Source organism: Mesorhizobium sp. P2_E10 (assembly GCF_056404235.1).
In genome coordinates this window covers 12,215-34,886 of record NZ_JBFUEK010000015.1, presented here as the reverse complement: position 1 = coordinate 34,886, position 22,672 = coordinate 12,215, and the positions used below count along the sequence as shown (strand labels likewise).

Sequence of the window (22,672 nt, the reverse complement as noted above, 5' to 3'; positions counted from 1 at the left end):
CAGCACCCCTTCGGCTCAATCGCGGCAAGCGCCAATCGGCGTTTGGGCTGCGGCATTGTGGACGCAGCATTTTCTTGCGCCGACTCATAAATCGGCTCACCATCCCCGTGGTTTAAAAGCATTTATGGCCGGACGCGGCATATCTGCGAGCCGACGATCGGCCACTGGGAAGAACACGTTCCGGGAACGGGCAAGCGAAACGCTTGATGCTCGTTTGAAAGGAACGTTTCCATGTCTGCTGCCACATCCAGATCGGCCAGCGCCGTTCGACCGGCTGGCCGACTTCTGTTTTCCCTGTTCGCAATCGGCGCGACCGCAATGCTGACGGCATCTGCCTTCGCCCATGACGCCACGCCTACCAAGTCGATGCCGCAAGGCTGGTCTTATCCATTCGCGTGCTGTGCCAACTATGATTGCCGTACGACCCATACGGGCGAGGTGCTGGAAAAGCCCGAGGGTTATGTGATTGCCGGCACGGGTGAGGTTGTTCCGATGAGCGACAAGCGCGTCAAGGACAGCCCGGACGGCGAGTTCCACTGGTGCGCCCACCAGGCTGGTCTCGACGCCGGCAAGACGATCTGCCTGTTCGTGCCGCCGCGCTCTTATTAGCGCTGCTCGGCTCGTTCGAGCAAAGCCTGCTGACAGACAGTTGTCAGGAGCGCTTCTCTATGCTGCCTTGTCGCACAGGCGGCGGGCAATGGAGAGGAATGCGCTTATGATCATCAAGGCAAGCTGTCACTGCAAGGCGACGACATTCGAGGTCTCGGAGGCGCCGCAAACGGTGACGCGCTGCACCTGTTCCTTCTGCTCGAAACGCGGGTCGCTGTGGGCCTACTACACGCCCTCGCAGTTCAAGCTCACCAGCCCGATCGAAAATGTCTCTTTCTATCTTTGGGGGTCGAAAACCGTGAAACACGGGTTTTGCGCCACTTGTGGCTGCGGCACTTTCACCGAGACGCCGGACTGGTCGACCGGCGAGCCGGATTTCGACAATCCGAAGGTCAGCGTCAATTCACGTCTGTTCGACGATTTCGACCTGGACACGGTCGAAGTGGTCGTCATCGACGGCAAGAATCTCTGGTAGCCGATCAATCTCGCAGGCGGCGCGGAAGTGCACCGGGAAAAGCCCTGATCAGCGCTTGGGAAGTGGGGTGTCCAAAATGCTCTGGTCAATGGACAATCTTTGCGAGAAGATGATGCGGTTGCACCGAAACGCGGGCCGTACAAAACGAAAGACGTCGTCTGATGCCGATAAAAGATAGCACCGGGCGGGCCACGTGAAACGCGCGTTTCTATTCGGGCTCGCGGTCCAGCTAGTCTTCATCGGCGCGATCTTTCTTTTTTTTGATGATCTGATGCTTCCAATGACGCGGTCTCCGGTCATTGGCATTGTCGCATTGGGTTTGGGCGTCGCGAGCGCATTTTTCGCCTGGAAGGCGATCCCTCATCCGTCCTGGCCGGTCAAAATCGGGATGTGGATTGCCGGCTTTCTTGCCATCTACGTGGCAATCCCCATCATCGAAGTCGTCGTCGTGCTGATCATTCCGCTTATTTCAAACTGAGACACTACCGGCGCTTTTGCCGTTCCGTTTTTTGCCGCATTTCATGTTACAAGTCGCCGGAAGGGCTGAAACGGCGCGCCTGTGGCGCGACCGCCGATTGGAGAGGGACGATCCTATGAAAAAGACTTTGCTCGTCGTCGTGGCGACGGCTGTGCTCGTGAGCGCCTGCACCACCACCGACCCGTATACCGGGGAGCAGAAGGTTTCCAACACCGCAGCCGGCGCCGGTCTTGGCGCCCTGGCGGGTGCGGGTCTCGGCCTGCTTGCCGGCGGCAACGATCGCCGCAATGCGTTGATCGGCGCCGGCATCGGCGCGCTGGCCGGTGGCGCGATCGGCGCTACGATGGACCAGAACGAGGCCGAACTGCGCCGGCAGCTTCAAGGCACCGGTGTCAGCGTTACCCGCACCGGCGACCAGATCATCCTCAACATGCCGTCCGACATCACCTTCAACGTCGACCAGGACGCGGTGAAGCCCGGCTTCTACCAGGTGCTGAATTCGGTCGCCCTGGTGTTGAACAAGTTCCGCCAGACCACGGTCGACGTTTTCGGCCACACCGATTCGACCGGTGGCGACGAGCACAATTTCGACCTGTCGCAGCGCCGCGCGCTGGCGGTCGCCAACTACCTCTCGGGCCAGGGCGTCGATTCGCGCCGTTTCGCCGTCACCGGCTTCGGCAAGACCCGCCCGGTCGCATCCAACGCGACGGCCCAGGGCCGCGCACAGAACCGGCGCGTCGAGATCCAGCTGTCGCCACTCACCTGAGCTGTTCGGCAAGCGAATGCGAAACGGCCCCCACGTCGGGGCCGTTTTTGTTTGGGCGGAGTTGCCGCTTCAGATTGGTGCGCCATTAAATTAGCTACCTCTAAAGAGCTGCTTTCCCGCAGCCAGGGAAAGGAATAGCATCGTCGCTGTTCCGGAGGGGATGAGGCGGTACAAACTGGCCGCGCAATCAGCATTTTTCCGCCTCGGTCTTGCACGGCCAGATCAGAAAATCTGGGAGGAATGCATGACAAGAACAACCAGCCTTGGGCGCTGCGCCGTCCTCGCTATGACAAGTCTCGTAGGCGCATGGTTGAGCATCGCTATGGCTCAAGCCGAGGATGCCAACAAGGCCGACATCGATGCCTTGAAAAAATCGCTCGCCAAATATGAAGACTACACCGCCGCCGTCCGCGACCTTTATCTGTCGACAGTCGGCTGCGTCTACTACAGCGGAGAAAAGATAGCGGGCGCGATGGATTACCCGAAAGGCGCCATGGGTATCCATTTCGTCAACGTCCCAAGCATCGGCCAGAAACTCGATCCGATGCACCCCAATGTGCTGATCTACGAGCCGACGAAAAAGGGCCTGCACCTGGTCGGGGTGGAATGGCTGGTGCCGCTGACGCCGGACGTCAAAGCGCCGCCGAAGCTGTTTGGCCAAACTTTCATGGGCCCGATGGAGGGACACTATCCGCTCATCCCGAGGGAGTTCGTCCACTACGACCTTCACGCCTGGCTCAAGGACAATCCGAACGGCATGTTCAGCCCGACCAACCCAAACGTGAAATGCAACAAGGCCGAGTTTCCAATGCTCGAGAAACCGACCAAGATGATGCCTGGGCCGATGTAACGGGCGAGCCGGGTCAGGAGGTTTTGCCGAAAGGGCAAGCCGGATGGCCGGCTTGCCTTCGAAGGCGGTCGGGGATCAGACCTTGGCGACGATCCGCATGAAGGCCGGCATGTCGTCGCCGAAGCCGATTGTCGAGTCGTTGTCTTCCTGGCGGTGGCGGGCAGGGCGGTTGGTGTTGTCGCGCTGCGGCCTGGTGTCGCCGCGTTCCGGTGCGCGCTGCTCGTTGCGATCGGAAGCCTTGCGTTCGGTGTTCTCGGAACGGATCGATTCCTTGCGCGCGCGCCGCTCGCCAATATCGGCGACCGCGGCCTCGGCCACGACCGGCACGTCCTCGAGTGCTGCTTGCGGTGCCGATTCTTCGGCAGGCTTGGCGTGGCGCTCGCGTGGTTTGCGCTCGCCGCGCTCCTTGCGGTCATCGTCCTTGCGGCCGGCGCGGCGCGGCGCGCCGCGGCCACGGCGGGGAGCATCGTCCTCGCCGCCCTCGCTGGCGACGACCGTCGACAGGTCGCCATCATGCCATTCGATCTTGTTGCCGATCAGCCGTTCGATGGCGTCGATGTATTTGGTGTCCGACTTGGTGGCGATGGTGAAGGACTTGCCCGAGCGGCCGGCGCGGCCGGTACGGCCGATGCGGTGGACATAGTCCTCGGCATGGATCGGCACATCGTAGTTGAAGACATGGCTGACATCGGGGATGTCGAGACCGCGCGCCGCGACGTCCGAAGCGACGAGGTAGCGCAGCTTGCCGTCACGGAAATTGGCCAGCATCTGCATGCGGGCGCGCTGGTCCATGTCGCCATGCAAGGCGCCGGCATCGAAATCATATTTCAACAGCGAGCGGAACAGCTCCGAGACCTCGACCTTGCGGTTGCAGAAGATGATGGCGTTCTTCAGCCCTTCGTCCTCGGCCTTCATCAAATTGCGCAGCGTCTCGCGCTTGTCCCACGGCTTCGAGCCCGACTTGACCAGCCGCTGGATGATGTTGGTGGCGGCGGATGCGGCCTTGGAAACCTCGACGCGGATCGGCGCGTGCAGGAACTTTTCGGTGAGCTTGGTGATTTCGGGCGGCATCGTCGCCGAGAAGAACAGCGTCTGCCTGGTGAACGGGATCATCTCGCAGATACGTTCGATGTCGGGGATGAAGCCCATGTCGAGCATGCGGTCGGCCTCGTCGATGACGAGGATCTCGACGCCGTTGAGCAACAGCTTGCCGCGCTCGCGATGGTCGAGCAGGCGGCCGGGTGTCGCGATCAGCACGTCGGCGCCACGCTCCAGCTTCTTGTCCTGCTCGTCGAACGACACGCCGCCGATCAGCAGGGCGATGTTGAGCTTGTGGTTCTTGCCGTATCTGATGAAATTTTCTTCGACCTGCGCGGCAAGCTCGCGCGTCGGCTCCAGAATCAGCGTGCGCGGCATGCGAGCGCGGGCCCGGCCTTTTTCAAGGCGGGTCAGCATCGGCAGCACGAAGGAAGCCGTCTTGCCGGTGCCGGTCTGGGCGATGCCCAGAATGTCCTTGCCGAGCAAGGCATGCGGGATGGCGCCAGCCTGAATCGGCGTCGGCTCGGTGTAGCCGGCATCGGTGACTGCGGAAAGGACCTTCGGCGACAGGCCGAGGTCTGCGAAGGTCAACGCTTCTTGAGCGGTCGTTGTGTCTGAGGACAAGTGTTGTTGTCTTTGGCTGGTTCGGGGAAGCGCAACGGCATCCGTCGCGGCAAGCGCCACGCGCCTGCAAGATTGGTATTGCGATTAGGCGCAAGCCCGCGATTTGTCAACAGAAACGGGCGGGAAAGGCACGATTGTGAAGTTGTAACCTTAATCGCGATGCTTAATCCCGTTGCCGGTCGTTGCGCCGGCTCAGTAGCGAAACTGCTCGGCGAGAATGCGCTCGTTCCACGAATGGTTGGGATCAAACAGCAGCGTTGCCGTCGCCGTCGGCGATTCCCGGACCGTGACCGAGGCCACCGCCTTGACCTCGGTGTGGTCGGCGGCGGCGTTCACCGGCCGTTTTTCCGGCTCCAGTATGTCGAAGCGCACGGTCGCCTTGTTGGAGAGCAGCGCACCGCGCCAGCGGCGTGGGCGGAACGGGCTGACCGGGGTCAGCGCCAGCAGCGGCGCGTCGAGCGGCAGGATTGGCCCGTGCGCGGATAGATTGTAGGCGGTAGAGCCCGCCGGCGTCGCAATCATCACGCCGTCGCAGTTCAATTCCGCCAGCCGCTCCTGCTCGTCCACGGTGATGCGGATCTTTGCCGTCTGGTAGGACTGGCGCCACAGTGCCACCTCGTTGATGGCCAGCGCTGAAACCGTTTCGCCCTCATGCGTCACCGCCAGCATCTCCAGCGGACGGATCGTTTCGGCGACCGCAGCGGCGATGCGCTCGGCTAGGCCGCCGACGCGGTATTCGTTCATCAGGAAGCCGATGGTGCCACGGTTCATGCCGTAGACCTTCTTGCCCGTGCCCATCGTATCGCGCAGCGTTTGCAACAGAAAACCGTCGCCGCCGAGCGCCACGATGACGTCGGCATCCCCGTTGGATGTGTGGCCATAACGCGCCGACAGGCTTTCCAGCGCTGCCTTGGCATCGGCTGTATCGGACGAGACGAAGGCGAAACGGCTGGCGGCTTTGCTCATGGCTCCCGGATGGCGACCGGTTGCTTGGGCCGCGCCAGCGCGGGGTAGCATGGGCGGGCATTTCTGCAAAGGGAGGTGTTGTCCCGCACGGCAACGCAGCACCGGGGCGAAAATGCCAGCCAGCGGCTCGCGGTTCGTGTCGCGGGTAAGGCGAATGTGATGGTTAAGACGGAGCTTAAACACTCGTAAAGCCTGAGCGGTCATGTTAGCCGGCAGAGGATGGGTGGCTGGGGGGCTAGCCAGTCGAGACCTGTCTATTGCCGGTGACACGCCTGATCATTGTCGTCCTGATGCTGGGAAGTTTTGCCCTTGTCTTTGCCGAACTGGTGCGCCAGTCGGAGGGCATGAGCCTCAGATCGCACCCCATGGCCTCGCGCTGCGATGACACCATCGGAACGCCGTGCCCGCAACGGGCGCTGTGAGGCGAGCTTTCCCGGCCATTTCCACGTCTACTGCGTGACGACCTGAAGATTGGCGTTGCCGTAGAAAGTATAGGCCAGGTAGGTCGGGTCGCCGGTTTCGTAGAACCGCTTGCGCACGCCTTGCAGCACTTCGGCCAGATAGACCGGCCCGTCCTTGATCTGGGTGGTGATGTCGCCATAGAAGCTGGTCGAGAAGGCTGCGGCCGCACGGTCGGTCAGCGGCCACATGCCGCCGATGAAGCCGGACGCGCCACCGGCCAGCACTGCCGGACCCCAGCCTTGCACGAAGCCGCCGAGCATTTGCGAGCGTCCGGTGTCGCAGGCGTTGAAGAAGTAGAACGGGTTGCCCTTGCCGTGTGCGGCGGCGACCAGCGCGCGCCATGTATCGGGATCGAGCGACTGGTCGACGAGGTCGATGGCGAAGACCGGCCGGCCGCTGCTCGGCTGGTTGACCTCGCCGTGGCCGGAAAAATGGATGAACCCGGTCGAGACCTCGCCGACCAGTTTTTCGAAGGAGACGAAATCGCCGTCGAAGCGGCGATAGCCGGCGAGCTTGCTCAGCGCGTCGATCTCGACCTGCTGGAACGGCAGCGACTGCTTGTCGACATAGGAGGGAGCGACTGCGGCGACGCCGGTGAAGGCCATGCGATCGAGCGGATTGTCGACCTGCGAGGAAATGCTGCGCGGCGCCCAGCGGGCTAGCCGGTAGCTCATGCCGAGAAAGCCGTCGCGGGTTGCGCCATCTCCGCTTTGCGGTCGGATCAGCTCCCATGGCAGCGTCGGGCTGTTCGAGGTGATCTGGATCGAATGCAGTTCGCCCTTGTCGCGCAACGACCAGAACACGTCCTTGAAAGCCTTTGGCACGTAGTCCCGGTAGAGTGCGTCGCCAAAGCCTTCGGCGGCCAGCGTGACAAAGCGCTTTTGCGCCTCCGGATCGCTGCTTGTGGCAGGCTGTTGCAGCGAGACAGCACCGCGCAGGCTCAATCCCAGCTGCAGCAGCACGCGGTATTCAGAGTCCAGCCACGCCGCCATTTCCGGCGGGGTCGAGAACGTATCGGTGATCGGGCCGGCCAGATGCGGCGAATGGATGATGATTTGCCCGGCGCCCAGACCGCTCGGATCATCATAGAGAATGGTCACGTCGAGGTCGGGCACGTTATCCGTGCCGCCGGCGCCGAGTTCGACCTTGCCGGTCACAGGCTGCGGCGGAGCAGAGGCCAGCAACATCACCGGAGGGGCTGTGTCGGCGGTGGCTTCGACTGACGGTGCCGCCGGCTGCAAGCGCTTGATGATCACGGGCCGCGATGCGGAGCCGAGAAAACGGCCGGCGCTGTAGATGCGGGCGATGAATTGTGCTGGCTTGCTCTCCCCGGCAATCGGCCGCGCCTTGAGGTCGAAGCGGACGAAATCGCTACTGCCCTCGCGATAGAGCGTCGTCCGCCGGCTCCATTTGCCGCCGTCGACAAGATCGAAACCGCTGGCGAAGAGATCGATATCGATCGGCCAGGAATCGGTTCCAGCCGGCATCGCCATGGCCAGGGCGCCGTCCGGCGTCACCGACGAACCGGGCGCCGCCTTGACCTTCACCTCGGGCGTCAATTGTTCCTCGGTCAATGCGATGGAAACGGTCACCGTTTCGCCGGCGACGACTTCGTCCGGCGCATCGATGGTGGGATGGCGCACCACTTCGATTGCATTGTTGTCGACGGGTGGAGACACCATGCCGGGAGGTGCGTCCAACGGCGGAGGCTCTTCGGCGGTTGCCGTATTGGACAGCGGGGCAGGCGGCTCGATGACAAGCGCTGGGGCAGGCGCCGGCGCCGGGACAGGTGGCACAGCCGAAGGCTCTTCGGCGGTTGCCGTGTCAGGGGCAGGTGGCTCTTCAGCTGTGGCCCCTTCGGGCGGTGGTGGAGCAGGCTGCTCCGTGGCCGATGATGCATCGGGAGGCGGCTCCATGCCGGCCGCGCTGTTCTGCGCTGCGGCTGATGCCTTGGCCGCCTCCTCTTCATACCGCTGTCGCGCCAACTGCTCCTGCTGTTGCTGGCGCTGCTGCTCCTGGCGTTTGTATTCCTCGTATTGGGCAGCCTCATCGGCGCCGTTGCCCGTCGAGGCATCGGGATTTCCGGAGCCCGGCGCAACGTCCATCGGAGGCTGCTCCTGGCCGCTGCCCCCGAAGCCGCCGGAGCCGGAGTCGCTGCCGCCGGCTGCCGAACCGCCACCTCCCGAGCTGTAGTCGCCCGCTGAAGCGTTGTAGCCACCGGCACCACCGCCGCTCTGCATCGGCGGTGGTGCGGGCCGGGGCGCACCGTCCATCTGTGCCAGTGCACTCCGCTGGTCGGCCAGCCAGATATTGGCGAGAACCACCGCGAGCACGCCAAACACGCAGGCGAGAAGAATCATGACGACGCTGTTGGCGCGCATATACCCAAGCCCTGTTGTGCGGAATTCGCCTCTGCCCGCCCTCGTCCTTGACGATACCATGACGGAGTTGCCAGCGCATCGGGCGCATTGGTCTCGGTTCTGACGGCTGCAAGGCGCGCTGCGGCACACGCTTGCTCGTCCCGATCAAGGACCGAATTACGAACGGTTGAACCAATGGTTGCGTGTGCAAAAAGATATTGACTGTATAGTTAGTCATAGTTATCCCTAACGTCGAGGACCGAGTTGGCCAGCCGGCGTTTGCCGGTGAATGGCTACCGAGAAGAGGGGAATATCTTGACAGCCAACCGGCCAGCCGTTGAGGCGAAGGGCGTCACCAGAATTTTTCAGGGAACCGGCCACGACGCCGTCAGGGCGCTCGACAATGTCTCCGTCTCGATCCGCGAAAACGAATTCTTCACGCTGCTTGGCCCGTCCGGCTGCGGAAAGACGACGCTGCTCAGGCTGATCGCCGGCTTCGACTATCCGACCGACGGCGAAATCCTGCTCCATGGCCAGGACATTGCGCCGCTGCCGCCGTTCAAGCGGCCGGTCAACACCGTGTTCCAGTCCTATGCGCTGTTCCCACACATGACGGTGGCCGAAAACATCGGCTTTGGCCTGAAGATGCTGGGCAGACCGAAGGCCGAGATCGAGGCGCGCGTCGAGGCGATGCTGAAGCTCGTCCACATGCAGGAGCTGAAGAACCGGCGCACCAGCCAGATCTCCGGCGGCCAGCAGCAGCGCGTGGCGCTGGCCCGGGCGCTGGCGCCGCAGCCAAAAGTGCTGCTGCTCGACGAACCGCTCTCGGCGCTCGACTACAAACTGCGCAAGGAGATGCAGATCGAGCTGAAGCGGTTGCAGCACGAGACCGGCATCACCTTCATCTTCGTAACCCACGACCAGGAAGAGGCGCTGACCATGTCGGACCGCATCGCGGTGATGTCGTCGGGCAACATCCTGCAGGTCGGCACGCCATGGGACATCTACGACCATCCAGCCGAGCGTTTCGTCGCCGATTTCATCGGCGAGACGAACTTCTTGACCGGTACGATCGAGAGTGCAGGGAACGGCCATGCGCGGATCGTCTTGAGTTCGGGCGCGAGGATCTGCGCAACCACCGCCAGGGACTTTCAGCCGGGCAGCAAGGCAACGCTGATGGTGCGGCCCGAACATGCCAAGCTCGTCAAAGGCCCCGGCGACCTCGCCGGCACGATCGAGACCATCGTCTATTTCGGCACCGACACGCATATCCATGTCCGGCTGGATGGCGGCGAAGCCTTCATCGTGCGCCAGCAGAATTCGCGCAGCGCCAGTTGCGGCTTCGAGACTGGCGGCAAGGTCGGCATTTCAATCGGCGACGACGCCGCCCAGTTGTTGAAGGACTAGGGCCGATGGCGAGCGCGAAAGAGGTCGCCGACAAGGCCGAGCGCGACGATATCCGGTCGCGCTGGCTGCTGTCCGCCCCGGCGCTGCTGATCGTCTTCCTCGCGGCCGTCGGGCCGCTGCTGATCGTGGTCATCTATTCCTTCCTGACGCCCGGCAATTACGGCGACGTGAAGTGGCAGTTCTCGGCCGGCGCCTGGGTGAGCGTGCTGCTCGAGCGCGATGTTTTCGACGACACGCTGTCGCTTGCCGGTGCGCATCTGTCGATCTTCTGGCGCTCGGTCTCGCTGTCGCTGGCAACCACTGGGCTGACCCTGATTTTTGGCTTCCCGACCGCCTATTTCATCGCCACGCGGCCGGAACACCGGCGCGACATCTGGCTGTTCCTGATCACGATCCCGTTCTGGACCAACCTGCTGATCCGCACCTTCGCCATGCAGGAGGTGCTGCGCAATGACGGCCTCATCAACTGGGTGCTGCAGTGGCTCGGGATTACCGACCACCCGATCCAACTGATGTATACGAATTTCGCCGTGCTGCTCGGCATGGTCTATGTGTTCCTGCCGCTGATGGTGCTGCCGCTCTATGCCAGCATGGAGAAGATCGACTTTCGGCTGGTAGAGGCGGGTTACGATCTCTACGCGACGCGGTTCCAGGTGCTGCGGCGCATCATCGTGCCATTGGTCACGCCGGGCATGGTCGCCGGCTCGATCCTCGTCTTCATCCCGTCGCTTGGCGCCTATGTGACGCCGCGCGTGCTGGGCGGCGGCACCAATCTGATGATCGGCAACCTGATCGAGCTGCAATTCGGCCAGGGCCGAAACTGGCCGCTGGGCGCGGCGCTGTCGATCACTCTGATGGCGATCGTCATGGTCGCGCTGCTGTTCTACGTCCGCAACACAACCAGATCGGATGGCAGCCATGGCTGACCGCTTCGACGTCCGGCGGCAGACCGGCTTTGCCTCGATGGCGATGCTGTGCTTCTTCCTGCTCTATCTGCCGATCGCCACGCTGGTGGCCTACGCCTTCAACGACAACGAATCGCTCGCGATCTGGAAGGGCTTTTCGCTGCGCTGGTTCCACGTCGCCTGGAACAACTCGCTGGTCATCGAATCGTCGATCCGCTCGGCCCAGATCGCCGCCGTCGCCGCCGTGCTGGCGACGATCTGCGCGACGATGGCGGCGCTGGCGACGACGCGGACCAAGCCCTATCGCGGGCTGACCTTCAAATACGCCTTCATCAACCAGCCGCTGATGGTGCCGGAGATCGTCACCGCGGTGGCGCTGCTGATCGTGTTTTCACGCATCAAGATCTGGACCGGTTATTCGGGTCTCGGCTACCTCATCGCCGCGCACACCGCCTTCTGCATTCCCTTCGCCTTTCTGCCGATCCGGGCGCGGCTGGAAAGCATGGATCTGTCGCTCGAAAGGGCGGCGGCCGATCTCTACGCGACCAGATGGCAGACCTTCCGGCACGTGACCTTGCCGCTGCTGTGGCCCGGCATCCTCGCCGGGCTGATGCTCGCCTTCGTCGTCTCGCTGGACGACGTCGTCATCACCGAATTCGTCAAATCGGGCGGCCAGGACACGCTGCCGACCTACATGCTCGGCCAGCTCCGGCGCGGCGTGACGCCGGAAATCAACGCCATCTCGACGGCCTTCCTCGTGCTGTCGATCGGCATCGTCACCGCTTTCTTTTTCGTCAGCAGGAAACGGACCTGAGGCAGCATTGCCGCCGGTCCCAACAATGGGAGCAAGTGCATGAACTGGAAACTGACCGCGACCGCTCTGGGGCTGTCGCTGATGGCCATGACCGGGATGGCCCGCGCCGATGGCGAGCTCAACATCTACAATTGGGGCAACTACACCAGCCCGGACCTGATCAAGAAGTTCGAACAGACCTACAAGGTCAAGGTTACCGTCACCGACTTCGATTCCAACGACACCGCGCTCGCCAAGATCCGCCAGGGCGGCGCCGGTTTCGACATTGTCGTGCCTTCGGCCAGCGTGGTTCCGATCTGGATCAGTGAAGGTCTGCTGCTGGAGACCGATCCCAACACAATGGAAAACTTCAAGAACATGGACCCGAAATGGGTCGATGTGCCTTTTGATCCGGGCCGCAAATACACCGTTCCGTGGCAGTGGGGAACGACCGGCGTGTCGGTCAACAAGTCGGTTTATTCCGGCGACGTGAATACGTCGGCGATATTCCTCGACCCGCCGGCCGAACTCGTCGGCAAGATCAATGTCGTCCCCGAAATGGGGGACGTCATGTTCCTCGCCATCGCCTATGAGGGCGGCCAGTACTGCACCGACGACAAGGTGCTGCTGAAGAAGGTGCGCGACAAGCTGGTCGAGGCCAAGGCGAAATGGCTGTCCTTCGACTACGGTGCCGTCGACGGGCTGGGCAAGGGCGACATCGCGGCCGGCGTCAACTGGAACGGCATATCGCTGCGCCAGCGGCTGCAGAACGACAAGATCGTCTATGGCTATCCCAAGGAGGGTTATCCGATCTGGATGGACAATGTCGCGGTCCTCAAGGACGCCAAGAATGTCGAGAATGCCAAGCTGTTCCAGAACTTCATCATGGATCCCGAGAATGCCGCACTGATCTCGGCCTTCGCGCGCTATTCGAACGGCATCAAGGGCTCAGAAGCCTTCATGCCGGCCGACATGAAAGATGCGCCGGAAGTGAAGGTTCCCGCGGAATTCGCGGCCAAGGGCCAGTTCATGGCGGCCTGTCCGCCGGATGTGCAGGCGCTTTACACCAAGATCTGGACCGACCTGCAGAAATAGCCCGATCCGTTGTTTTCCGCGCCGCGACATGCGGCGCGGCCACCCTCTCGACCATCAAGCCAAAAGGCGATCTGGCGATCGCAGGAGACCTTCATGACCGATCTCGACCTCTGCTATATCCCGGCCAGCGAGGCGTTGCGGCAGTTCAAGGCGAAGACACTGTCGCCCGTCGAACTGATGCAGGCGACCATCGACCGCGCCGAGGCGACGAAGGCGACGATCAACTGCTTCACCTTCGAGCATTTCGACGAGGCGATGGATCTGGCCAAAAAGGCCGAGGCGAAATACGCCAAAGGCGCCCGGACCGGCGCGCTCGAGGGCCTGCCGATCGGCATCAAGGACGAGAGCTACATCAAGGGCAAGCCGACATCGCATGGCTCGCTGCTGACCAAGGACGCCATTGGCGGTCACACGTCGACGATGAACGAGCGCGTCATCAAGGCGGGCGGCATCGTGCATGCGCGCACGGCAACGCCCGAATTCAGCTGCGCCGGCTTTACCTGGTCGAAGCGCTGGGGCGTTACCCGCAACCCATGGAACCCGGATTTTACCCCGGGCGGTTCGTCCGGCGGTGCAGCGGCAACGCTGGCCTCCGGCACATCTTCGATCGCCACCGGCTCGGACATTGCCGGATCGATCCGCATTCCGGCGTCGGCCTGCGGTCTTGTCGGCTTCAAGCCGCCTTATGGGCGCAACCCGGACGAGCCGCCCTTCAACCTAGATTTCTACTGCCACATCGGGCCGCTGGCGCGGAACGTGAAGGACGCGATCCTGCTGCAGAACGTCATGGCCGGACCGAGCCCGCTCGACATCGCCACGCTGCGGCCGAAACTGCGGCTGCCGCTCGACTACAAGCCGATCAAGGGCTGGAAGATTGCCTTCTCGATGGACCTCGGCTCCTTTGAAGTCGATGCCGACGTGCGCAAGAACACGCTTGCCGCCTGCGATGTGTTCCGCTCGCTCGGCGCCACGGTCGAGGAGGTCGATCTTGGCTGGGGCGACGAGGTGCTGAAGGCCGGCATCGCTTACCTGGAGCATCTGTTCGGCGCCTCGCTGTCGCAATTGCTCAAGGAGCACGGCAAGGACATGACCAGCTATGCCAGGCAGTTCGCCGAGGACGGGCGAAAGTCGAAGGCCGCCGACTTCGTCGGAACGCTGGAGGTGGCGGCCAAAATGTACGAGACGCTGGGGCCGCTGTTGGAAAAGTATGACGTGCTGATCTGCCCGACGAACGCGCTTCCCGCCGTGCCGGCGGAGTTCGACCACACCAGGGAAACGCTGGCGATCAACGGAAAGCAGGTGAACCCGTCGCTTGGGTGGGTGATGACGACGCCGTTCAACATGCTGAGCCGTTGTCCCGTAGTCTCAATTCCATCGGGCAGGGCGGCAAATGGCGTGCCGACGGGCCTGCAGATCGTCGGTCGCACCTATTGCGACGCCGATGTGTTCCGGGCGGCTCTCGCCTATGAAACGGCACAGGGGCAATGGTATGAGAGTGCGGCGACACGCCCGTCGCTTTGATATTTGAGGCGGGCCGCAAGGTCGAAAAGGCTGGATGAAAATGGCGCAACGCAAGGCAATCGCGGCGGACAGGGCTGCAACTACCAAGGGGTCGGCGAACGATGCCGCCCCCAAGGACCGCCGGCGCGAGCGCGGCGAAGCGAGCGTTCAGCGCATCATCGACGCCACGATCGAACTTATCGCCGAGGAAGGCCTGGCGAGCGTCACCATGCAGCGCATCGCCGAGCATGTTGGTTCCTCCAACGCGCTGGTGGTCTTTCACTTTCGCAGCAAGGAGAACCTGTTTCGCGCCGTGCTGCAGTATCTCAGCGATCGCTACGACGAGCTGTGGGTGACGCTGGTGCGGGCGCCAGGCCTTTCGGCGGCGGAGCGGGCCCTGGGCGCGGTCGATTGCGCGCAGCGTTTCGCCCGGCAGCACCCGAACTGGGTTTCGGTCTTCGTCGTGTTCTCCAGCGACCGCAAGAGCATGCAGATCTATAATGAAATCGGCTTGCCCAGCGATCTCGCCTACACCGCCGAGGCGCGCGAGCTGCTGATCGAGATATCGCGCAGCGGCGGTTATACCGGGGTCGACATAGACACCCTGTCGGAGAGCCTGAATTACCTGGTTCACGGCGCCTGGTACTGGGACCATCTCAATCCGTCCAGCCGTGACACCAACGTGCTGCGCAAGACCATGCTCCTCCTGCTGCACCAGGCGTTTCCCAGGCACTTTGAATTGATGCCTTGATCCCGCTTAAAGGGTCTGCCGCAAATGGCAGCCCGCCTGGTGCTTCTGCGCGAGATACTCGTCGATCAGCTGGCGATAACGCACCTTGCCGAAGCTGGTGAAATGGCCGCCATGCACGACCGAGATATCGAGGTCGCGCATACGCGGCAGTGTGGCGATATAGTCAGGAGAAGGCAGTAAAGTAGCCATCTTATGCAAGCGGGAGGCTATTCGCCGTCAACAACCCCTTGAGTTGAGCGCGAAAGCTGTTACAACTTTGAGGCGTATCAGGGGAGGGGTAAATGGGGTCGTTTTCTATCTGGCATTGGGCAATATTGCTGCTGTTGATCGGCGTGCCTGTTTTCTTTGCCGTTCGGTCGGCCGCGAAGCCGTCACAGAATCCAGCGGCGCTTGTGGGCTTTGGCGGCTGGCTGATGCTGCTGGCGATCGGCCAGACGTTGTCGCCATTGCGCTCATTGGCCCAATTGAGTTCATCGATGGAAGACTATCAGAAACTCATGACGCTTCCCAACGGGACCTTGGCGGCTTATGGCGAGATCGCGCTGTTGTTAGCGTTCCTGGTGCTCCAAGTGGTTGTTCTCATTGCCATGTTTCGGCGCAGCCCCCGCTTCAAGCAGCTATTTCTCGTGCAGTGGATTGCAATCCCGGTCGTGTTCGTCCTCGACACTGTGTGGATTTCCGCCGCTCTCGGGGCTCCGATAAGCCAGATCCTTGCGGGAGATGCGCTGGTCACGCCTATTGTGTCATTTGTTTTGACCGGGATTTGGGTCGCTTACGTCTACAGGTCGGTCAGGGTGAAGAACACGTTCGGTGGCGATACGGCAGCCACTCACGCTGCGACGTTCACCTAGAAGGTCCACCGGGACGGCGCAGCCGGCCAAATCGCGAGCGCTTCGCGGAAGGGAGACGGCCGCACGAAGGCGTTTGGCTCACATCGGATAGAAAACTGGTGCGGGCGCGATCCCTGCGGGCGCTGCCGCAGCTGCAAATCCCGCTTAGCGGGATTGCAGGAGATGGCAGCCGGCTTGGCGCTTTTGTTCCAGGTACTCATCAATCAGCTGGCGATAGCGCACCTTGCCGAAGCTCGGAAAATGGCCGCCATGCACGACCGAGACATCGAGATCACGCAGGCGCAGCAGCGTGGCGATATAGTCGTCGACGACAGAGTGGTAGACATCGTCGATCAGCGGACCGTCATAAATGATGTCGCCGGATAACAGGATGCCCGTCCTGTTTTCGTAAAGCGCGATGCCGCCGGGTGAATGGCCGGGCGTGTGGATCACCTCGAAGGTACGGTCGCCGAGGTCGACGACATCGCCTTGCGCGAGCAAGCGGCCGGCCGGCGCCGGCAGGATGCGGTAGCGCGCCGTATCCCAACCATCGGGCATGCCGTCGAACATCTCGTCGTTCGCATAGCGGTCGGCGACCGTCCATTCGTTGCGCGGATCGGCGAGGATTTTCGCCTCGGCGCGGTGCACGCAGCGATCGGGAAATTCGTGATGGCAGCCGATATGGTCGAAATGCGTGTGGCTGGCGACGCAAATGAGCTTTTGCTCGCTCACCAGCGGCACGTGACGCCTGAGGCTGAAATGGCCGAGGCCGGTGTCGAACAGCAGATCACGGTCGCGGCCGCGCACATGCCAGATATTGCAGCGGAAGAACGGTTTGATCCATGGCTCGTGGATCAGCGTCACACCATCGCCCATGCGGATGGTTTCGTACCAGTTCGGCGCGTCGATGATGGGAAGCGTGCTCATCGCTCAGTCTGTCAAAAGAATGATGTCGCCAGCGTCGCATGAAACCGCGACCGTGTCGCCGGGCTGGACGGTGGCTGCGGCCGGAAGTTTGGCGATGAACTGCAGCGAGGGGTCTTCGATGGAAACCGCGAGCACGCGCTTGAAGCTGCCCTGGAACACGACGTCGCTTACCTTGGCAGAGCCGAGCGCGACGTTGCCTGCCGCTGCACCGAGGACAAGGTGCTCCGGCCGTATGGCGAGCGCAACAGCCGAGCCCTGCGGCAACGCGCCGGGCAGTGAAACCGGCCCAACCGACGTCGCGACCGTGCTTGCCCTGTCCGTCGCCGCCGTGACTGTGCCGGAAAGGATTGTACTTTCGCCCATGAAGGTGGCGGAAAAGCGTGTCGCGGGGCGGGCATAGACGCGCTCGGGCTGGCCTTCATCCTCGATGCGCCCGTCATTCATCACCACGCAATGGTCGGCCAGCGCCATCGCTTCTTCCTGGTCGTGGGTGACATGGATGAAGGCGGTGCCGACGCGCTTCTGGATCGCTTTCAGTTCGTCCTGCATCTGCCGGCGCAGTTTGAGGTCGAGCGCGCCAAGCGGCTCGTCGAGCAAAAGCACCGCCGGCTCGATGACCAGTGCGCGCGCCAGCGCCACGCGCTGCCGCTGGCCGCCGGACAGCTGGTGCGGCTTCTTGTCGAAGGCGGAAGCCAGCCCGACCAGCGCCAGCGCCTCGCGCGCCTTCGCAGCTCGCGTCGTGCCATCGACGCCCTGCATGCGCAGGCCGAAGCCGACATTGCTGCCGACGCTCATATGCGGAAACAGCGCATAGTCCTGGAACACCGTAGTCGTCGGCCGCTTGGCCGGCGGCACCGCGGTGCAGTCCTCGCCGCGGATGAACACTTTGCCCTCGCTCGGGGTGACGAAACCGCCGAGAATGGAAAGCAGCGTCGTCTTGCCGGAGCCCGAGGGGCCGAGCAGGATGGTGTAGCTGCCGGGTTCGATCTGCAGCGAGACGTTTTTCAGCACCGTCTGCTGGCCGAAGCGGTGTGACACGGCGCGAATGTCGACCAGGGGTGCGGTCATGCCGGCTTTCTCCGCAGCAAGGTCAGTTCAAAAAACACCACCAGCACGATGGAGACGGCGAAGACCAGCGAGCCGACGGCATTGGTTTTGGGATTGAGACCGGAGCGCAACAGGTTCCAGATCTCGACCGGCAGCGTGGTGTCAAAACGGGTCAGCAGGAAGGAAATCACGAACTCGTCCCAGGAGAAGGTCATCGACAGGAAGAAGCCGGCGAAGATGGCCGGCGCCATCACCGGCACGGTGATCAGCAGCAGCACCTTCCATTCCGGCGCGCCGAGGTCGCGTGCGGCGCGCTCGATGTTGATCTGATGGTCGCCCATCTGGCTGTAGATGATGGCAAAGCAGAGTGGCAGGTTGATCACGACATGGCCGATGCCGGCCGCGAGCAGCGACTTCGGCACGCCGGCCCAGTTGAACAGCACCAGCAAGCCCATGCCGATGATGAGATAGCTGACCGTCAGCGGCAGTGTGATCAGCCCGCGCAGCAGGGCCGAGGAAGGCAGGGTGAAGCGCGCAAAGCCCCAGGCGGAGAGGAAGCCGAGCGTGACGGCGACAAAAGAGGAGACGGACGCCACCAGCAGCGAATTGACCAGCGCCGAGGTCAGCCGCGTGTCGGAAAGAACCGCGTCGTACCAGCGCAGCGACGGGCCGGTGAAGGGCGGGATCGGAAACGAGGTCGCCTGCAGCGAGAACAGCACCAGCACGACCACGGGCAGGAAGATGAAACCGTAGATGGCAAGCGCATAGAGCCACGAGGCGATGCGGACAAACTTGCGCATCTCAGGCCCGCTCGATCTTCAGCCAGCGGGCGCAGGCGAGATAGGCGATGGTGACGACCGCCATCAGGATGATCGACAGCGCCGAGGCCAGCGGAAAATCGCCACGCCGGCCGATCTGCATCATCACCAGTTGCGGCATCAAAAGCTCGTTGTTGCCGCCCAGGATCTGCGGCGTGATGTAGTCGCCGATGCACAGCACGAAAGTCAGGAAGGCGCCGACCATGATGCCGGGCAGCGTCAGTGGCAGGACGACATGCAGGAAGGTGCGCACCGGCCCGGCGCCGAGATCGGCGGCGGCCTTGCGGTAGCTCGGGCTGAGCTGCTTGAGGTTGGCGAAGATGGTCAGCGTCAAAAGCATGACGAAGAAATGCACGAAACCGGTGACGGTGGCGAAACGTGTGTTGGCCAGCTGCACCGGCTCGGCAAACAGGCCGGAGCCGGTCAGGGCGCGGTTGATGACGCCGTTCTGCGCCAGCACCAGTAGCCAGGAATAGGAGCGCACGACATAGGAGGTCCAGAACGGCAGCACGGCCAGCATCAGCGCCAGCCGCTGCCAGCGTTCCGGCACCTGTTCGGCGAGAATCCAGGCGAAGGGATAGGCGAGCAGCACAGAGATGACGGTGACGATGGCTGTCACCTCGAGCGAGTTCACCATTGCCTGCCAGTAGGAAGGGTTGGTGAAGAACTGGCTGTAGTTGGCGAGCGTAAAGCCGCCGCCCTCATGCGCTGTCAGGCTGGAAAGCCCCATGGCGACGAAGGGCAGCACGAAGAACAGCAGCGTCCAGCCGAGTGCCGGCGTGACCAGCGCCCAGGGCAGGGCATTGCCCGCCCGGGGCAGGGCACGCGAATTGTTCGCGACGGTGTTCAAGGTCTCGGCCGTCTACTGCGCCTGCAGCATTTCGGTCCAAACGTCCTGCATCTTCTTGTCGAGATCGGCGTTCGGCGCCGGGTAGGACTGGGCGCGGGCGAGGAAGGCCGGCTGCTCGTCAAAGCGCAGGATTTTTTTCTGGTCGTCGGTGAGTGCTGCCTTGGTGTTGGCCGGCATGCCCCAGTAGCAGGACGAGGTGGCGAGCCGCGCCTGTCCCTCCGGGCTCATAATGTACTGGATGAATTTCAGCGCCAGATCCTTGTTCTTGGAATCCTTGAACATGGCGAGCGACTGCGACCACAGCACAGCACCTTCCTTAGGGATCGAGAAGTCGAGTGCCGGGTTTTCCTTGGCCAGCCCCGCCGTCACCCATTCGCCGCCGCCGACCAGGATGTCGACCTCGCCGGTCGCCAGTGCTGTCTGGCTGGCGGTGACTTCGCCGACCAGCTTGGCGTTGGCCTTCATCTTGAGCAGCTCGGCCTTGATGGCGGGCAGGTCGGCTTCGGTCAGCTCCGCCGTCTTCTTGCCGATCGCCAAAGCGGCCATGCCGATGACCGGCAGATAATAGTCGTAGATGGCGATCTTACCCTTGTATTTCTCGCCGGTCAGCGCAGCCATCGACTGCATGTCGGACGGATCGACCTTGGTCTTGTTGAAGCCGATCGTGTTGTAGCCGAACTTTTCGGTGATGCCGTAGCGCTTGCCGCCGACGACGGTGGAGCCGTCCATCTTCACCTCGGGGAACAGGTCGGCGAGGGGCAATTTGTCTTCCGGCAGCGGCTCGAACAGGCCCTTTTCGACGCCGCGCGGCACATCGATGCTATCGATCACCATCACGTCCCAGTCGCCGGGCTGCGACTGGTCGACGATCGCCAGGCCGGCGCCGGTGCCTTCGAACTCCTTGACGTTGACCTTGACGCCATTGGCTTCCTCGAAAGGCTGCAGCAGTGCCGGATCGGCATGGTCGCACCAGATCAGGGCGTTGAGATCGGCGGCGTGAGCGCCTGTGGCGAGCAGCAGCGCGGCGGCGGCGGTCGCGGCGCGCAGATGGGTCTTCAGGATGGACGTGAGGGTCGTGGACATCGAGTGTTCTCCCTTGCCTTTTTGGCTTCTTGCAAAAAATTGAACCAATTCTAAAATTGAGTCAATTCTGTTTTTATGGCAAGAGGCTGATATGAGCGGATTGCGGGCACGGCAAAAGGCGGATCGGCACCGCCGCATCATCGAGGCGGCGGCCGAGCTGTTCCGCGAGGCCGGCTATGAGGGCGCCAAGATCGAGGCGATTGCGGCGCAGGCCGAGGTCTCGGTCGGCACCATCTACAATTACTACCAGAACAAGGGCGACATTCTTGGCGCCATCGTCTCGCTGGAGGTCAACGAGGTGCTCAATGCCGGGCGCGGCGTCGTCGCCAACCCGCCGGCCAATGTCGGCGATGCGCTGGATACGCTGATCGGCATCTATATCGAGCACTCGCTCCACTATCTCAGCAAGGAGATGTGGCGGCAGGCAATGGCGATCTCGACGCAACTGCCCGACAGCCCGTTCGGCCAGGCCTATACCGGGCTCGACCGCTCGCTGACCGAACAGATCCGTGCGCTGGTCAAGCGCCTGCAGGAGACCGGCCTGGTGCGGCGCGACATCGATGGAGAGGCGCTCGGCGAACTGGTGTTCAACAACATGAACATGATGTTCATCGAGTTCGTGAAGCGAGACGAGGCGAGGATACCGGAATTGCGCGCGGCGATCCGGCGGCAGAACCGGATACTGGTGGCGGCTATTGGGGTGTGAGGGGGCGCGAGGAGGCCCTTCACAGTTGGCGCTTGAAATAGTGCATCAACTGGCTCTTACTTGTGACGGGTAGGTTAGGGTAGCCAGTTATGCGTTCAGTTTTGAGAGTTTTGGCTGCTGCGTCAATAATCGCAACGGCAACATGTTCGGCCAAGGCTCTGGAGTACAAGCCGGTATCGTCTCCGGGCGAACTCCCGTTTCTCGTCGTTTCTGGTGAATTTGGAATCAATGAGCCTCTGAATGAATTTAGCAGCGCTGTCGCCAGCAGCGGGGCCAGGGTGATCGTCTTCGATTCGCAAGGGGGGAGCATCGGGAGCGCAATGCAGCTTGGGCGTATGATCCGGGCAGCGGGGTTGGATACGCTTCAAGTTCGCCAGTTGCAGTGCGCTTCCGCCTGTTCACTGGCTTTCATGGGCGGCGTTCGTCGCGTCGCTGATCCGGGCTCTATAGGTGTTCATCGCTCATCCTTCGCTCCAGACAGCGGGATGTCCGCCGAAGAGGCTGTCGCGAACGTTCAAGCTGTCACCGCTAACATTATGTCTTACATGACCGAAATGGGAGTAGACCCCAAGCTCATGGCCGTCGCATTGAGCTATGACAAGTCTGACATGCGGTATCTGTCCGCCAGTGAAATGACAGAGCTGCGGGTAACCAACCTTATCCCCACGCAGCCACCGGTCGACACATCACAGGTGCCGTCAACGCCTAGTCCGCCCCCAGCTGAAGCCAGCGCCAAAGAACAGCAACTGGAGAGTGCGGCGGTGGCCTTCATCAAGGGGCTTATTGAGCGTCACGGCGACAACGAAGATTTGGCAATCTCTCAGGTTCTAACTTCCTATGCCGGCATCGTGGACTACTATGGCAAGCCCACGGACTTAAGCTCAATTGTCGCGGACAAGCGGAGCTATTTCCAACGATGGCCCGAACGGGGATATAATGTCCACGACGAGAGCGTCATGGTCACTTGCGCCAATGAGCGGTGCATGGTGTCGGGCACCTACGACTGGATTGTCCGCAGCCTTCCAAGGCACAGGCAGGCAAAAGGCGTGGCGCGCTTCAGCTACACGATCGCGATTGGACCGAACCCCAAAATCATTGCCGAGACGAGCAAAGTCGTGCGCTGAACACACCTTGGCACGGGGGGAATGGCTGTCCGCTCTTTGCGTAGTCTCTGGGAGACAACTGGTGCCTCCGGACGGAATCGAACCACCGACCTTCGGTTTACAAACCCGCTGCTCTACCAGTTGAGCTACAAGGGCACGGCGCTCCGGTTGGCGGCAGAACCGGATATTGGTGGCGGTGATCGGGATGTGAGGCAGTGCACCAACAAAC

23 protein-coding genes, 1 tRNA gene and 1 pseudogene are annotated in these 22,672 nt (G+C 62.3%); 15 read left to right on the top strand and 10 right to left on the bottom strand.

Annotated elements, in window-relative coordinates; translation table 11 throughout:
- The first annotated feature begins 231 nt into the window (after positions 1-231).
- The 5 genes from AC1D0N_RS26735 to AC1D0N_RS26715 all read left to right on the top strand — a co-directional run bounded on the left by AC1D0N_RS26735 (position 232) and on the right by AC1D0N_RS26715 (position 3,178).
- Positions 232-609 carry a hypothetical protein gene (locus AC1D0N_RS26735; protein WP_477248979.1) on the top strand — a complete coding sequence of 126 codons (378 nt, stop codon included), beginning with the start codon at positions 232-234 and terminating at the stop codon, positions 607-609.
- A gap of 106 nt (positions 610-715) precedes the next feature.
- Positions 716-1,084 (top strand): GFA family protein, encoded by a 369-nt coding sequence (locus AC1D0N_RS26730; RefSeq protein ID WP_477248978.1) that lies wholly within the window; start codon positions 716-718, stop codon positions 1,082-1,084.
- Positions 1,085-1,277: 193 nt separating this feature from the next.
- Complete coding sequence (locus AC1D0N_RS26725) at positions 1,278-1,562, top strand: hypothetical protein (protein WP_477248976.1); 285 nt, start codon at positions 1,278-1,280, stop codon at positions 1,560-1,562.
- A 115-nt stretch (positions 1,563-1,677) separates the two neighbouring features.
- The gene (locus AC1D0N_RS26720; RefSeq protein WP_477248974.1) at positions 1,678-2,328 is read left to right on the top strand and encodes a YiaD family glycine zipper/OmpA-like lipoprotein; all 651 of its coding nucleotides are present in this window, start codon (positions 1,678-1,680) and stop codon (positions 2,326-2,328) included.
- Between the two features lie 244 nt (positions 2,329-2,572).
- Entirely contained in the window at positions 2,573-3,178 is a 606-nt protein-coding gene (locus AC1D0N_RS26715) for a hypothetical protein (protein ID WP_477248972.1), read from the top strand.
- Positions 3,179-3,253: 75 nt separating this feature from the next.
- Here the strand turns inward: AC1D0N_RS26715 and AC1D0N_RS26710 are convergent, their stop codons facing one another.
- Together AC1D0N_RS26710 and AC1D0N_RS26705 are read right to left on the bottom strand one after the other, a co-directional pair.
- Positions 3,254-4,840, bottom strand: coding sequence for a DEAD/DEAH box helicase (locus AC1D0N_RS26710; protein ID WP_477248970.1), 1,587 nt, complete (start codon positions 4,838-4,840; stop codon positions 3,254-3,256).
- A gap of 192 nt (positions 4,841-5,032) precedes the next feature.
- Positions 5,033-5,806 (bottom strand): NAD kinase, encoded by a 774-nt coding sequence (locus AC1D0N_RS26705; protein ID WP_477248968.1) that lies wholly within the window; start codon positions 5,804-5,806, stop codon positions 5,033-5,035.
- Positions 5,807-6,063: 257 nt separating this feature from the next.
- On the opposite strand from AC1D0N_RS26705, the gene AC1D0N_RS26700 reads away from it, so the two are divergent.
- A complete protein-coding gene (locus AC1D0N_RS26700; protein ID WP_477249108.1) occupies positions 6,064-6,228 on the top strand; it encodes a hypothetical protein in 165 nt (54 codons plus the stop codon).
- Between the two features lie 27 nt (positions 6,229-6,255).
- On the opposite strand, the gene AC1D0N_RS26695 is transcribed toward AC1D0N_RS26700, so the two are convergent.
- A complete protein-coding gene (locus tag AC1D0N_RS26695; protein WP_477248966.1) occupies positions 6,256-8,649 on the bottom strand; it encodes a CHAT domain-containing protein in 2,394 nt (797 codons plus the stop codon).
- Between the two features lie 294 nt (positions 8,650-8,943).
- Between AC1D0N_RS26695 and AC1D0N_RS26690 the strand changes: the two genes are divergently transcribed.
- The 6 genes from AC1D0N_RS26690 (at position 8,944) to AC1D0N_RS26665 (ending at position 15,079) form a co-directional block, all read left to right on the top strand.
- Entirely contained in the window at positions 8,944-10,035 is a 1,092-nt protein-coding gene (locus tag AC1D0N_RS26690) for an ABC transporter ATP-binding protein (protein ID WP_477248964.1), read from the top strand.
- 5 nt (positions 10,036-10,040) lie between these two features.
- The gene (locus AC1D0N_RS26685) at positions 10,041-10,961 is read left to right on the top strand and encodes an ABC transporter permease (RefSeq protein ID WP_477248962.1); all 921 of its coding nucleotides are present in this window, start codon (positions 10,041-10,043) and stop codon (positions 10,959-10,961) included.
- Complete coding sequence (locus AC1D0N_RS26680) at positions 10,954-11,754, top strand: ABC transporter permease (RefSeq protein WP_477248961.1); 801 nt, start codon at positions 10,954-10,956, stop codon at positions 11,752-11,754. The genes AC1D0N_RS26685 and AC1D0N_RS26680 overlap by 8 nt, the downstream gene beginning before the upstream one ends.
- A gap of 39 nt (positions 11,755-11,793) precedes the next feature.
- Positions 11,794-12,828, top strand: a complete 1,035-nt coding sequence (locus tag AC1D0N_RS26675; RefSeq protein ID WP_477248960.1) for an extracellular solute-binding protein — start codon at positions 11,794-11,796, stop codon at positions 12,826-12,828.
- Positions 12,829-12,921: 93 nt separating this feature from the next.
- The gene (locus AC1D0N_RS26670; RefSeq protein WP_477248958.1) at positions 12,922-14,349 is read left to right on the top strand and encodes an amidase; all 1,428 of its coding nucleotides are present in this window, start codon (positions 12,922-12,924) and stop codon (positions 14,347-14,349) included.
- Between the two features lie 34 nt (positions 14,350-14,383).
- Positions 14,384-15,079 (top strand): TetR/AcrR family transcriptional regulator, encoded by a 696-nt coding sequence (locus AC1D0N_RS26665; protein WP_477248957.1) that lies wholly within the window; start codon positions 14,384-14,386, stop codon positions 15,077-15,079.
- A gap of 6 nt (positions 15,080-15,085) precedes the next feature.
- Here the strand turns inward: AC1D0N_RS26665 and AC1D0N_RS26660 are convergent.
- Positions 15,086-15,247, bottom strand: a pseudogene (locus tag AC1D0N_RS26660) (MBL fold metallo-hydrolase); the annotation flags it as partial.
- Between the two features lie 113 nt (positions 15,248-15,360).
- Here AC1D0N_RS26660 and AC1D0N_RS26655 point away from each other — a divergent pair.
- Positions 15,361-15,930 carry a DUF2569 family protein gene (locus AC1D0N_RS26655; protein ID WP_477248955.1) on the top strand — a complete coding sequence of 190 codons (570 nt, stop codon included), beginning with the start codon at positions 15,361-15,363 and terminating at the stop codon, positions 15,928-15,930.
- 144 nt (positions 15,931-16,074) lie between these two features.
- Here the strand turns inward: AC1D0N_RS26655 and AC1D0N_RS26650 are convergent, their stop codons facing one another.
- From AC1D0N_RS26650 to AC1D0N_RS26630, 5 genes are read right to left on the bottom strand one after another with little or no spacing between them, the layout of a single operon-like run.
- Entirely contained in the window at positions 16,075-16,836 is a 762-nt protein-coding gene (locus tag AC1D0N_RS26650) for an MBL fold metallo-hydrolase (RefSeq protein ID WP_477248954.1), read from the bottom strand.
- Positions 16,837-16,839: 3 nt separating this feature from the next.
- A complete protein-coding gene (locus AC1D0N_RS26645) occupies positions 16,840-17,904 on the bottom strand; it encodes an ABC transporter ATP-binding protein (RefSeq protein ID WP_477248953.1) in 1,065 nt (354 codons plus the stop codon).
- Positions 17,901-18,683, bottom strand: a complete 783-nt coding sequence (locus tag AC1D0N_RS26640) for an ABC transporter permease (RefSeq protein ID WP_477248952.1) — start codon at positions 18,681-18,683, stop codon at positions 17,901-17,903. The genes AC1D0N_RS26645 and AC1D0N_RS26640 overlap by 4 nt, the downstream gene beginning before the upstream one ends.
- 1 nt (position 18,684) lies before the next feature.
- On the bottom strand, positions 18,685-19,551 hold the full coding sequence (locus tag AC1D0N_RS26635) for an ABC transporter permease (protein WP_477248951.1): 867 nt from the start codon (positions 19,549-19,551) through the stop codon (positions 18,685-18,687).
- Between the two features lie 12 nt (positions 19,552-19,563).
- Positions 19,564-20,634, bottom strand: coding sequence for a polyamine ABC transporter substrate-binding protein (locus AC1D0N_RS26630; RefSeq protein WP_477248950.1), 1,071 nt, complete (start codon positions 20,632-20,634; stop codon positions 19,564-19,566).
- Between the two features lie 91 nt (positions 20,635-20,725).
- Between AC1D0N_RS26630 and AC1D0N_RS26625 the strand changes: the two genes are divergently transcribed.
- Positions 20,726-21,340 (top strand): TetR/AcrR family transcriptional regulator, encoded by a 615-nt coding sequence (locus tag AC1D0N_RS26625; protein ID WP_477248949.1) that lies wholly within the window; start codon positions 20,726-20,728, stop codon positions 21,338-21,340.
- An 89-nt stretch (positions 21,341-21,429) separates the two neighbouring features.
- Positions 21,430-22,464, top strand: a complete 1,035-nt coding sequence (locus tag AC1D0N_RS26620) for a COG3904 family protein (protein WP_477248948.1) — start codon at positions 21,430-21,432, stop codon at positions 22,462-22,464.
- Between the two features lie 59 nt (positions 22,465-22,523).
- On the opposite strand, the gene AC1D0N_RS26615 is transcribed toward AC1D0N_RS26620, so the two are convergent.
- Positions 22,524-22,599 (bottom strand) — tRNA-Thr (locus tag AC1D0N_RS26615).
- Between the last annotated feature and the right edge of the window lie 73 nt (positions 22,600-22,672).